The following is a 12,825-nucleotide window of genomic DNA, read 5'->3' as shown; positions in this document are numbered from 1 at the left end:
AATGAAAAGTTATATAATAATATGGAGAATAATACGTGTTCAAATGTTCAAATGTTTAAATGCTAACAACGAGCTTAGAGTAATTGTAAGAAAGGGGAAACTCATATGCTGAAAAATAGTATGGTGATACGAATGACTGTAGATAAAGTACTTGTGGTGAAAAATTTAGAAGGGGCTGTCGTGCAAGGTGACTGATTTAACGAACCCCGTTACTAATTTAAAGGGAATCGGGAAAGAAACAGCAGGACATTTAGAAGCATTGGGCATCGAGACGGTAGCTGATTTGTTATGGACGTTTCCGCATCGGCACGAGGATTTTCGTTTAAAAGATTTGGCGCAAACACCACATAATGAACGTGTCACTGTTGAGTGTAAAGTTGAGCGTGAACCAACAGTATTGTTTTTAGGTCGCAATAAATCACGATTACAAGTGACGGTGCTGGCAGGTCGACATTTAGTGAAGGTTGTTTTTTTTAATCAAGGCTACTTAAAGCAAAAGCTTGTACCTGGAGCAATTATTACCGTTACAGGTAAATGGGACAGGGGCAGACAAGTTATTAATGGAACGTCTGTAACATTTGGTCCTAAGACAGATCAAGTTGACTTTGAACCTGTTTATAGTTTAAAAGGTTTAATCCCACAAAAACGTTTTCGTAAATATATGCGCCAGGGGCTAGATGAGTTTGGTGCTGACATACCTGATGCTGTTCCACAGCGCTTACGCACGGATTATAAGCTCGCTACAATACGTGATGGGCTTGAGGGAATACATTTCCCTATTGATGCAGGACATGCAAAGCAGGCTAGAAGGCGCTTTGCCTATGAAGAGTTACTAAACTTTCAACTACGTGTTCAAGCGTTACGTAAAATTCGAAAGGACAGTGAGCACGGTACTGTTATACAGTTTGATTTGCAAAAGATTCGTGCCTTTATTGCATCGTTACCATATGAATTAACGGGTGCGCAAAAACGCGTCGTCAATGAAATCTGCAAAGATTTAAAAGAGCCACATCGTATGAACCGCTTACTCCAAGGTGATGTAGGGTCAGGGAAAACTGTTGTCGCGGCAATATGTTTATATGCGGCTATAACTGCTGGTTTTCAAGGGGCATTAATGGCACCAACGGAAATTTTAGCAGAGCAGCATGCTGAGAGTTTGAAGGAATGGTTTGAGCCATTTGGCGTACGTGTAGCTTTATTATCGGGATCGACGAAGGCGAAGGAGCGTCGTTTGCTTTTAGAAGAACTAGTAAATGGAGACATCGATATTTTAATTGGTACACATGCGCTAATTCAGCCAGATGTCGTTTTTTACAAGCTAGGTTTTGTTATTACAGATGAACAGCACCGTTTTGGTGTTGAGCAGCGTAGAATATTGCGTGATAAAGGAGAAAACCCAGATGTGCTCTTTATGACGGCAACACCAATCCCGCGTACTCTAGCGATTACAGCATTTGGAGAAATGGATGTTTCAATGATCGATGAAATGCCGGCAGGGCGTAAGCAAATTGAAACACATTGGATGAAAAAAGAGCAATTTGGTTCTGTTATGTCAAAGCTAGAATTAGAGCTTGCCGCCGGTAGACAGGCGTATGCTATTTGTCCGCTGATCGAGGAATCAGACAAGCTAGATGTACAAAATGCTGTAGAAATCTATGAGCAGCTTGCAACATATTTTAGTGGGCGCTACAATGTCGGATTAATGCATGGTCGTCTAACTGCTGATGAAAAAGACGCTGTCATGCGAGCCTTTAGTGAAGGAACTATTCATGTGCTTGTGTCTACAACCGTTGTTGAGGTTGGGGTTAACGTGCCGAATGCAACGTTTATGATTATTTATGACGCTGAACGCTTCGGCTTAGCTCAGCTACATCAGCTACGAGGGCGTGTTGGACGAGGAGAACATCAGTCGTATTGTGTGTTGCTTGCCGATCCGAAATCCGATGAAGGTAAAGAGCGAATGCAGTCGATGACGGAAACGAATGATGGTTTCCGCCTTGCTGAAAAGGATTTGGAACTACGTGGTCCAGGGGATTTCTTTGGTCGTAAACAAAGTGGCTTGCCAGATTTTAAAGTAGCGGATTTAGTGCACGATTATCGAATACTTGAAACTGCGAGAAAAGATGCGACGGATATGATTGAAACAGATGCTTTTTGGCATGATGATGAGTATAAATATTTACGTGACATGCTTGAAAATTCTGGCGTTTTACAAGGGGATCGCTTCGATTAGTTGAATATCGATGCTCAATTAGGAATGTGAGCACTTGTTTATAAAACAAGTCTTGCATTCTTTTTTTATACTCTATATACTGATATTAGTACCAAGTGCTAATAACAACTAAAAAGGTGGCGAATGATGTTGAGACGAACGAAAAAAGAGCGACAGCGACTATTATCCGAAACGATAGCTGATAATCCATTCGTCACAGATGAACAGCTAGCAACACAGTTTCAGGTTAGTGTCCAAACAATTCGTTTAGATCGTATGGAGTTAGCGATTCCGGAATTACGAGAACGAATTAAAGATGTTGCTTCAAAAACCTATGAAAATGAAGTAAAATCACTACCGATTGATGAAGTAATCGGAGAAATAATTGATATTGAATTGGATAATCGTGCATTATCTATTTTTGACGTAAAAGAAGAACATGTTTTTCAGCGCAATGGCATCGCACGTGGACATCATTTGTTTGCGCAGGCAAACTCATTAGCGGTAGCAGTTATTGACGATGAACTAGCATTAACAGTACATTCTAACATTTCCTTTGTGAAACCTGTTAGAGCTGGAGATCGTGTTATTACAAAAGCAATCGTTATCGGACGTGATGAAAAAAGTCATCGTACAAAAGTAGAGTTAACGTCCACTGTTAACGGTGAAACAGTTTTTGTTGGTGAATTTGATATGTACCGCACGAAAGGTAAAGGTGAACAACAATGAAATTAGCGCTTGATGGAATGGGTGGAGACAACGCACCAAAATCAGTTGTTGAAGGTGCTTTATTAGCTTTAGAGCAAATTCCGAATTTAGAAATTCAATTATATGGTAAGCAGGAAAAGCTTGAGCCATTTATAAAAATACATGATCGATTAACTGTAGTACATTGTGATGAAGTTGTCGAAGGGACAGACGATCCAGCACGCGCGGTTCGTCGTAAAAAGGATTCATCGATGGCACGAATGATGGATGCAGTTGAAGAAGGTAAGGCCGATGCTTGTCTTTCAGCTGGTAATACAGGTGCTTTAATGGCAGGAGGCTTATTTAAAGTAGGACGAATTGAGGGGATTGCTAGACCTGCTCTAGCTACTACACTTCCTACTTTAGATGGTAAGGGCTTTTTAATGCTTGATTTAGGGGCGAATGCAGATGCGCGACCTGAGCATTTATTGCAATATGCAATTATGGGCGATATTTATGCGAAAAAGGTAGGTGGCTTACAAAAGCCGCGTATCGGCTTGTTAAATATCGGTACTGAGGATAAAAAAGGGAATGAATTAACAAAGGCGGCTTTTGGCTTATTAAAAGAAGCAGATTTAAATTTTATCGGCAACGTAGAAGCTCGAGATTTACTTGAAGGGGTAGCAGACGTTGTTGTAACAGATGGCTTTACAGGTAATATGGTGCTTAAATCAATAGAAGGTACTGCTGGCGCGTTATTTTCAATGTTAAAAGAGGCGTTTATGGCTTCAACTAAAACAAAAATTTCGGCAGTACTTATGAAAAATAATTTACGCGACCTAAAAAATAAAATGGACTATACGGAGTACGGTGGTGCAGGCTTGTTTGGTTTACAAGCACCTGTGATTAAGGCGCATGGCTCATCCAATGCTAAAGCAATATACAGTGCAATTCGCCAAGCGAATACGATGGTTGAGCATACAGTCATCTCGACAATTACAGATACAGTACGTCACATAGAAATCGATTAACTTCTTTCAGCTGGTGTCCAACCACCCACTGAAATAGAGGAACTCAGTCTAAGAACGCCACGTCCTGTGGCAATTTATCTGTGCGAAAGCGAAGCGACAGCAACACACGACTGAGTGACCAACATTATGTTGCTGCCGCTGCGTTAACACTACGCTTTTGCACAGAAAACATTTGTTGGCCTAAAGCCTCCGGCAGATGTCACGGAATCGGAAAGAAGTTCAATAAAGGATGTTAGCCTAAAATCATCGCATCCATGCGATAACGGCTAACTGACCTGCATCGGTAAAAACGCCACGTCCTGTGGCATTACCGAAATGACCGACATCGTATCGGCCCTCGTGCAGGCCTAGGCGCAAAGCCGATTCCGGACGCAAATTATGCCGAGGCAGAATTGATTAAAAAGGGGATTAATAAAAAATGACAAAAATAGCATTTATTTTTCCAGGCCAAGGTTCTCAAGTAGTTGGGATGGGGCAAGAGTTTATTGAGAATTCGGCAGAAAGTAAAGCATTTTATGAGCGTGCAAATCAATCACTTGGCTTTGAGCTATCTAAGCTTATGCTAGAGGGACCGGCTGAGGAGTTGACATTAACTTACCATGCTCAGCCTGCACTCCTAACTACAGGTGTGATGGTTGCTGAAAAATTACGTGCAGCAGGTATTATGCCAAATTATGCAGCTGGACATTCACTTGGGGAATATGGCGCATTAGTAATCGCTGGTGTGCTATCGTTTGAGGATGCCGTATCTGTTGTGCATAAGCGTGGACTTTATATGAATGAAGCTGTACCTGCAGGGCAAGGTGCTATGGCTGCCATATTAGGGATGGAGCTTGAGGCATTGCATGCAGTAACTGAAAAAGTATCTGTAGCAGGTGATCCAGTTCAAGTAGCGAATGTAAACTGTCCTGGACAAATTGTTATTTCTGGCACAAAGGAAGGCGTTGAAAAAGCTTCTTTAGCGGCTAAGGAAGCTGGTGCAAAACGAGCAATTCCTTTAGTTGTTAGTGGTCCATTCCATTCAGAGTTAATGCGACCATCATCTGAAAAGCTAAGAGAAGCGTTGGCTGATATATCATTGTCAGTTCCGCAAATTCCAGTAGTCGGTAATGTAATGGGGAAAGAGCTAGAGGATGTTCCGGCTATTCAACATGAACTAGTAGAACAAGTATATAGTGCTGTGCAATGGGAAGCATCTGTGCGTGAAATGATTTCGCAAGGTGTGGATGTCTTTATTGAATGTGGACCAGGAAAAGTATTGAGTGGATTAGTGAAAAAAATCGATCGATCTGTCACGACATACTGTGTTTATGATGAAACATCATTAGAGGCTGTACTAGAAGCATCGAAGGAGTGGACGATTAATGCGTAAATTAGAAGGTAAAGTAGCTGTTGTAACTGGTGCTTCACGTGGAATAGGACGTGCTATTGCATTAAAGCTTGCTAATGAGGGTGCTAAAGTTGTCGTAAACTACAGCGGTTCACAAGCAAAAGCAGAAGAAGTTGTCGCAATGATTCAAGAAAATGGTGGCGAGGCAATAGCTGTACAAGCAAGTGTTTCAAAAACAGAGGAAGTTACAGCGTTAATGGATGCAACGGTGAAAACATTCGGCTCGCTTGATATTTTAGTAAATAATGCGGGGATTACACGTGATAACTTGTTAATGCGTATGAAAGAAGATGAATGGGACGATGTGTTAGATACGAACCTAAAGGGCGTTTTCCTTTGTACAAAAGCAGTAACACGTCAAATGATGAAGCAACGTGCAGGCCGTATCATTAATATTTCATCCATTGTCGGTGTAGCTGGTAATGCGGGGCAAGCTAATTACGTAGCTGCGAAAGCAGGTGTTATTGGATTAACTAAAACGACTGCTAAGGAATTAGCATCACGTAATATTTTAGTAAACGCGATTGCACCAGGCTTTATCGAAACTGAAATGACTGATCAACTACCAGAAGATATAAAGCAAGGTATGCTTACGCAAATTCCGCTAGCAAAACTTGGGCAGCCTGAGGATATCGCAAAGGCTGTAACTTTCCTAGCTTCAGATGATGCTAACTATATGACTGGTCAAACGTTACATATAGATGGCGGCATGGTCATGTAATTTCAATTAGTCATAAATAATGATTTTTTGTATAATCATTTGAGGGGAGGTGAATAATTTGACTACAGTATTAGAACGCGTAACAAAAGTAATCGTGGACCGTTTAGGTGTTGAGGAAAGTGAAGTTACTCTAGAAGCTTCTTTCCGTGATGATTTAGGTGCTGACTCATTAGACGTAGTTGAGCTTGTAATGGAGCTTGAAGACGAATTCGATATGGAAATTTCTGATGAAGATGCTGAAAAAATCTCAACAGTTGGTTCTGCAATTTCATACATCGAAACTAAAATCAACTAATGCGTTTTAACTTTATTTAGCAGAAATTAATCACCTCTAGCGGTGTTGACATGACTGCGGTCATTTTACAATAAAAGTTTATGATTCAATAAAGTTAAAGCCTATGGCAGAAATTACTCTTGCTTTTCTTTCATGTGAAGAGCAGAAAATGCTAAGGTGTATTTAAAAAAAGGGACGAAATGGTTCGTTGTGCGAACTGTGAACGTCCCTTTTTTTTATTTTGGAAAAAAATTAAATGATTAAACTTCCAAAACATTGCATTTAAGCCGAAATAATTTTGCATAAATGCCTTGAAAAAGGTACACTTAAACGGTAGAAACTATTAGGAAGGCAGATTGTTCAATGGCTATGAAAAGAAAAGGAACTATGCAGAAATCTGGCGTGCTTCCTGAAAAAGTACGCAATCAATTCGAGCTGTTACAGCATGAATTAAATATCACATTTAGTAATAAAAATTTATTGTATCAAGCATTCACGCATTCATCTTATGTGAATGAGCATCGCCGTAAATTGTTTACGGATAATGAGCGTCTTGAATTTTTAGGAGACGCAGTACTTGAACTGTCTGTTTCTAAATACCTTTTTGAGAAATACCCTAATATGAGTGAGGGTGAGTTGACGAAGCTACGAGCATCCATAGTATGTGAGCCATCACTTGTTATCTTTGCAAATGAATTAGGTTTTGGCCGCTTTGTATTACTCGGAAAAGGTGAGGAATTAACAGGTGGACGGGAACGCCCAGCGCTACTTGCAGATGTATTTGAGTCATTTGTTGGCGCCCTTTATTTAGATCAAGGCTTACAAACGGTTGTGTGCTTTTTAGAACGAATCGTATTCCCGAAAGTAGAAGTCGGTGCTTTTTCGCATGTGATGGATTTTAAAAGCCAATTGCAAGAAATGGTGCAGCAAACAAATAACGGTCTTCTTCATTATGAAATTGTTGATGAAAAGGGTCCAGCGCATAACCGTACCTTTGTATCGAGCGTACTGTTGAATGGACAGGAGCTTGGAATTGGTCGTGGGAAATCAAAAAAAGAAGCCGAGCAGCAAGCAGCGCAATGTGCAATGCGTACGATGCGTGAACGCACTGCAAAAGAGGAGGCTTAATAGATGTTCCTAAAACGACTCGAAGTGATTGGCTTTAAATCTTTTGCGGAGCGCATTGGAATTGATTTTGTACCCGGTGTTACAGCAGTGGTTGGACCAAATGGCAGTGGGAAAAGTAATGTAACTGATGCCATTCGTTGGGTACTTGGGGAGCAATCGGCAAAGTCGTTACGTGGGGCAAAGATGGAGGATGTTATTTTTGCTGGGAGTGACTCACGTAAGCCACTAAACTTTGCAGAGGTAACGCTTATTTTAGATAACACAGATGAACAGCTTGCTTTTTCATATACAGAAGTCAGCGTAACAAGACGCGTATACCGTTCAGGTGATAGTGAATATTTACTTAATAACCAGCAGTGTCGCCTGAAGGATATTACGGACTTGTTTATGGACTCGGGACTTGGGAAAGAGGCCTTCTCCATTATTTCACAAGGCCGTGTCGATGAAATTTTAAATAGCCGACCTGATGACCGTCGTTCAATTTTTGAAGAGGCAGCTGGCGTGTTAAAGTATAAACTAAGAAAGAAGAAGGCAGAGCATAAACTTGTTGAAACAGATGAAAATTTGTATCGTGTTTTAGATATTTTACATGAGCTAGATAGTCGTCTGGAGCCGTTAGAAATTCAGGCATCAAGTGCAAGAGATTATGTGCAAATGTCAACAGAGTTAAAGGATTTTGATATTGCCATCCTTGTGCACGATTTGAAAAATTGTGCACAATCTTTGCATGCTCTAAAAACTGAGTACACAGAGCTTTATGAAACAGAGCAAAAACAAGCTCATCATATTTCTTCAATAGAAAAGCAAACTGCCAGTATTCGTAAGCTTTTAAAAGAGCTAGATGATTATTTAGATACTACTCAGGCTGAGTTTGTTAATGCAACGATGGAGGTAGAGCGTTGGGATGGTCGTAAAGCGTTAATGGCTGAAAAGCGACAAAATGCTTCTAATCAACTACTTCAATTAAATACGGCATTACAAGAAGCAAAAGATGAGGTTGAGTCTCTTATAGCTCAAGAGCAAGAGAAAAAAGAATTATTTGGTGAAAAGCAGCAAGAGGTATCGGAGCTGAAACAAAGCATTAAGCAATTAGAACAATCTTTAAATCGCTCTGTTTCTGAAATTGAACAAGAAATTGAAGAACAAAAAAACCGATATATCGACTCCTTAAACGAAGAAGCAACAGTAAAAAATGAATTAAAAAATATTGAACAACAAATAGTACAGCAAAAAGCGATGGCGGCACGAATGTCAGGCCAAACGGATGAAATCGGGCAAGAACTTTCGCAAGCTTTAGCGGAAAAAGAGAAGCTAGTTGTTGCTCATACTACAACAACAAGCGAATTACAGAACAAGCTTGAGCAATATGAAGCATTGCAAATACAGCTTAAGAATGTGAATGCATCGTTTAATGAAAAGCAGGATATGCTTTATAAAGCTTATCAGCATCAGCAGCAACTTAAGGCTAGAAAAGATACGTTAGCTGAACTAGAAGCCGATTTCTCAGGGTTCTTCCATGGAGTAAAAGAAGTATTATTAGCGCGTGATAAAGGTGAATTAGCTGGGATTGAGGGAGCTGTTGCTGAGTTAATTCAAGTGGATGGGAAATATTCGCAGGCTATTGAAACGGCATTAGGGGCAGCTTCTCAGCATATTGTGACAACCGATGAACGATATGCTCAACAGGCGATTCATTGGTTAAAACAAAAGAGAGCTGGACGCGCAACATTTTTACCGAAGACAGTTATCAAGTCACGAAAAATTAATCTATCTATGATTCAGCTAGCTACTGAGCACCCAGCATTTGTTCAAATGGCTGATGCACTTGTCACGTTCGGTGAAGAGAACCGTACAATTGTCGAGAACCTCCTTGGCAATGTCATCGTCGCATCAAGTTTAGAAGGTGCAAGTCAAATTGCTCGATTATGCGGGTTTAGATATCGTGTTGTAACACTTGATGGTGATATCGTCAATGCAGGTGGTTCATTAACAGGTGGTGCAACGAAACAACAATCTTCACTTTTTACAAGGAAAGCAGAATTAGATGGTTTAGTAGTAAAGCTAGAATCGTTGGAAGCATCTATTTATAGTGCTGAACAGTCTGTCTCGGATGAAAAAGAGAAGCTTGCGGTATTGCGAGACAAAGTAGAGCAATTGAAACTTGACGGTGAACAACTACGAAAAGATGAAATGCAGCAAGCGAGTCGTATTCGTGAGTTAGAGGTTGTTGAAAAAAGCTTATCTGCCCGAGTATCTTTTGCTTCTAATGAAACGCAAGATGTAAAAACTCGCGAAGAAGCATTATTAGCTCAAAAGGAAGCGGCCACGGAGCGTTTAACGGCATTAGCGACAGAGCTGTTAGAAATAAATGAAACAGTAGAACAACTAAGTAAAGTGAAGCTACAAAGTGAATCGGAAAAAGATGTACTTCGTGAGCAGTCTGCAAAAAAACGCTCGCAGTTAGCGGTAATGCAGGAGCAAATGTCACAAGTGCAAATTGCTACAGCAGAGTTAGCCCTACAATTAAACAAAGCTCGTCAAAAAGTCGACAATATTTCTCAGGAAATAATCTGGCTTCAATCTGATGAATCGACAAAACTTTTAAGCGATGAAGAAGTGGATGAGCAGGTTGCTACGTGGAAAGTGAGAAGAGATTCGCTGCAGGATACTATTTCACAGAAAAAAGATGAAAAAGTAGCACAACAACAAGAGCTTACTACTTTAGAAGAACAGCTGAAAGAATTGCAACGTACGCATAAAGGTTATCTTGAGGCGATCCGTGCAAATGAATTGAAACGAAGTCGCGTAGAATTCGAAATCAATAATTTCAATGAACAGCTAGAAGAAAATTATCAGCTAACATTTGCGGAAGCTGAAGAGTTAGCTCTAGCCATTGAAGATGAAGAGCATATGCGACGTCGAGTGAAATTACTGAAGAAATCTATAGAAGAGCTAGGTCCGGTTAACTTGAGCGCTATTGAGGAATACGATCGGGTACTTGAACGCCATTCATTTTTAACTGAGCAGCGTGAAGATTTACTTGCTGCACAGGACACATTACATGAGGCTATTAAAGAAATGGATGAAGAAATGACGCTACGATTTAGTGAAACTTTCTATGCCATTCGAGAGCAATTTAAACGTGTATTCCGTGAATTGTTTGGTGGAGGTCAGGCAGATTTAGTATTATTGGACCCTCAAAACCTGCTTGAAACAGGTATTGATATTGTAGCTCAACCGCCAGGGAAAAAACTACAAAATCTAAGCTTGCTTTCAGGTGGCGAACGTGCACTAACTGCAATCGCTTTATTATTCTCCATTCTAAATATACGACCTGTACCTTTCTGCATTCTCGATGAGGTAGAGGCGGCTTTAGATGAGGCAAATGTCGTTCGATATAGCCAATATTTGAAGAAATTTAGCCGTAATACGCAATTTATTGTGATCACACATCGTAAAGGAACGATGGAGGGAGCAGATGTGCTGTATGGTATTACAATGCAGGAATCTGGTGTATCTAAACTTGTATCAGTAAAATTAGAAGATGAACCCGTACTTGCGGAGCAAAGGAGCGAACAAGCATGAGTTTTTTTAAACGTTTAAAAGATAAATTGGTAGGCAACCCAGTTGAGGAAGAAGAAAAGGTAGAAGAGAGTAATGAAGAAGAAGTTGCTGAACAGAAGGAAGACGAAGCAACTGAGCCCGCTCAAACGGAAGCAACTGTAGAGGAAGCTGAAAAAGTTGAGGAAGTTTCTGTAACGGAAAGCTTAATTGAAACAGAAATTCCTGAAGAAATTGACCATGAACACCATGAACACCATGAACAACAAGAAGTGCAAGAAGTCGCGATAGTGAAAGAACCAGTAGAGGAGGAAAAGCCTTCTGCATGGACTATTACACAAAAGTTCAAGGCTGGACTGGAAAAAACGCGTAATTCATTTACTTCAAAAGTGAATGATCTAGTTGCTCGTTATCGAAAAGTGGACGAAGATTTCTTTGAAGAATTAGAAGACTTATTATTACAGGCAGACGTTGGCTTTGAAACAGTAATGGAGCTAATGGATAAATTACGCTTCGAGGTTCAGCGTAAAAATATCAAAGATACAAACGGAATTCAAACGATTATTTCTGAAAAACTTGTGGAAATTTATGAGCAAGGAGAAGAAGATTTAATCGAACTTAATATGCAACCTGAAGGGGAGCTTACTGTCATTTTATTCGTTGGGGTAAACGGTGTTGGGAAAACGACTACTATCGGTAAACTTGCCCATCGTCTAAAATCACAAGGTAAAACAGTTGTTTTAGCGGCAGGTGATACTTTCCGTGCTGGTGCCATCGACCAATTACAAGTTTGGGGAGACCGCGTTGGCTGTGAAGTGATTAAACAATCGGAAGGCTCAGATCCAGCAGCAGTTATGTACGATGCTATTCGTGCAGCGAAAAACCGTAAAGCAGATGTGTTGATTTGTGATACAGCAGGACGTCTGCAAAATAAAGTGAACTTAATGAATGAGCTTGAGAAAGTTCATCGAGTAATCTCTCGAGAGATACCGAATGCTCCGCATGAAGTACTATTAGCATTAGATGCAACAACAGGTCAAAATGCACTTGTTCAAGCACAAACATTTAAGGAAGCTACAAATGTAACAGGAATCGTTTTAACAAAGCTGGACGGCACTGCTAAAGGTGGTATTGTTCTTGCTATTCGAAATAAATTACACATTCCTGTGAAGTTTGTCGGTCTTGGTGAAAAGATGGATGATTTACAACCATTCGATGCAGAACGCTATGTGTATGGTTTATTTGCGGATGGTTTAGATAAAGAATTACAAAATAATGAGGATTAACAAATAATTGTTAATTGTGGCGCTCGTCTGTACAGGGGAATCGCGTTGTTTAAAAGGGAAATACTAGCTATAGGTGAAAAACGCCTAAAAAGCAGTTAATTAAGGCTTTTAGACAAGGAGATTACCTTGACACAGACGGGCGCTTTTCGATATGATACAAATGACTAATAACGGGAGGAGAAACATTCGATGCTACTTGAAAAAACAACACGCATGAACTTTCTCTTCGACTTTTATCAAGCATTATTAACAGATAAGCAACGAAGTTATATGGAGCTATATTATTTAGATGATCACTCACTTGGAGAGATCGCTGAATCGTATGGAGTTTCACGGCAAGCTGTTTATGATAATATTCGTCGAACAGAAGCGATGCTTGAAGAATATGAAGAAAAACTATGCTTATTGGAAAAATTTCAACAACGTACAAAAATGCTTGCGCAGCTAACAACAGGGATTACAGAACAAAGTATGACAAGCGAAGAGCAGTTAGCGCTTATAGAACAGTTGAAAGAATGGGATTAGGAGGCGAAAG

10 protein-coding genes are annotated in these 12,825 nt (G+C 40.2%); all 10 read left to right on the top strand.

The genetic code is table 11. The features are described 5' to 3' along the window. Positions 1 to 187 precede the first annotated feature (187 nt). The 10 genes from recG (at position 188) to ACFTQ7_RS00675 (ending at position 12,815) form a co-directional block, all read left to right on the top strand. Positions 188 to 2,233, top strand: coding sequence for an ATP-dependent DNA helicase RecG (gene recG, locus ACFTQ7_RS00720; protein WP_386826823.1), 2,046 nt, complete (start codon positions 188 to 190; stop codon positions 2,231 to 2,233). 129 nt (positions 2,234 to 2,362) lie between these two features. After that, positions 2,363 to 2,941, top strand: coding sequence for a transcription factor FapR (gene fapR / locus ACFTQ7_RS00715; protein WP_079560862.1), 579 nt, complete (start codon positions 2,363 to 2,365; stop codon positions 2,939 to 2,941). Continuing rightward, entirely contained in the window at positions 2,938 to 3,930 is a 993-nt protein-coding gene (plsX, locus tag ACFTQ7_RS00710) for a phosphate acyltransferase PlsX (protein WP_386826822.1), read from the top strand. Before fapR ends, plsX begins: the two co-directional genes overlap by 4 nt. A gap of 418 nt (positions 3,931 to 4,348) precedes the next feature. Continuing rightward, positions 4,349 to 5,302, top strand: a complete 954-nt coding sequence (gene fabD, locus ACFTQ7_RS00705) for an ACP S-malonyltransferase (RefSeq protein ID WP_349660832.1) — start codon at positions 4,349 to 4,351, stop codon at positions 5,300 to 5,302. Beyond that, positions 5,295 to 6,041 carry a 3-oxoacyl-[acyl-carrier-protein] reductase gene (gene fabG / locus ACFTQ7_RS00700; protein ID WP_386826821.1) on the top strand — a complete coding sequence of 249 codons (747 nt, stop codon included), beginning with the start codon at positions 5,295 to 5,297 and terminating at the stop codon, positions 6,039 to 6,041. The genes fabD and fabG overlap by 8 nt, the downstream gene beginning before the upstream one ends. Positions 6,042 to 6,099: 58 nt before the next feature. Next, entirely contained in the window at positions 6,100 to 6,336 is a 237-nt protein-coding gene (gene acpP / locus ACFTQ7_RS00695; RefSeq protein WP_349660834.1) for an acyl carrier protein, read from the top strand. 342 nt (positions 6,337 to 6,678) lie between these two features. Further along, the gene (gene rnc, locus ACFTQ7_RS00690; protein WP_349660835.1) at positions 6,679 to 7,443 is read left to right on the top strand and encodes a ribonuclease III; all 765 of its coding nucleotides are present in this window, start codon (positions 6,679 to 6,681) and stop codon (positions 7,441 to 7,443) included. A gap of 3 nt (positions 7,444 to 7,446) precedes the next feature. Continuing rightward, positions 7,447 to 11,028: a chromosome segregation protein SMC gene (gene smc, locus ACFTQ7_RS00685; RefSeq protein ID WP_386826820.1), complete on the top strand. Its 3,582-nt coding sequence runs from the start codon at positions 7,447 to 7,449 to the stop codon at positions 11,026 to 11,028. Then, a complete protein-coding gene (ftsY, locus tag ACFTQ7_RS00680; protein ID WP_386826819.1) occupies positions 11,025 to 12,290 on the top strand; it encodes a signal recognition particle-docking protein FtsY in 1,266 nt (421 codons plus the stop codon). Before smc ends, ftsY begins: the two co-directional genes overlap by 4 nt. A 189-nt stretch (positions 12,291 to 12,479) precedes the next feature. Next, a complete protein-coding gene (locus tag ACFTQ7_RS00675; RefSeq protein WP_386826818.1) occupies positions 12,480 to 12,815 on the top strand; it encodes a putative DNA-binding protein in 336 nt (111 codons plus the stop codon). Positions 12,816 to 12,825 lie beyond the last annotated feature (10 nt).

Source organism: Lysinibacillus sp. NPDC056959 (assembly GCF_042674095.1).
GTDB lineage: Bacteria > Bacillota > Bacilli > Bacillales_A > Planococcaceae > Lysinibacillus > Lysinibacillus zambalensis.
Note: the sequence above shows the minus strand (reverse complement) of the source record. Positions and strands in the feature narration are given on the sequence as shown.

Excerpts from the sequence above, each read along its gene's own strand:
- fabG (WP_386826821.1), top strand. The coding sequence starts at position 5,295 with ATGCGTAAATTAGAAGGTAAAGTAGCTGTTGTAACTGGTGCTTCACGT.
- rnc (WP_349660835.1), top strand. The coding sequence starts at position 6,679 with ATGGCTATGAAAAGAAAAGGAACTATGCAGAAATCTGGCGTGCTTCCT.
- ACFTQ7_RS00675 (WP_386826818.1), top strand. The coding sequence starts at position 12,480 with ATGCTACTTGAAAAAACAACACGCATGAACTTTCTCTTCGACTTTTAT.
- ftsY (WP_386826819.1), top strand. The coding sequence starts at position 11,025 with ATGAGTTTTTTTAAACGTTTAAAAGATAAATTGGTAGGCAACCCAGTT.
- plsX (WP_386826822.1), top strand. The coding sequence starts at position 2,938 with ATGAAATTAGCGCTTGATGGAATGGGTGGAGACAACGCACCAAAATCA.
- smc (WP_386826820.1), top strand. The coding sequence starts at position 7,447 with ATGTTCCTAAAACGACTCGAAGTGATTGGCTTTAAATCTTTTGCGGAG.
- fabD (WP_349660832.1), top strand. The coding sequence starts at position 4,349 with ATGACAAAAATAGCATTTATTTTTCCAGGCCAAGGTTCTCAAGTAGTT.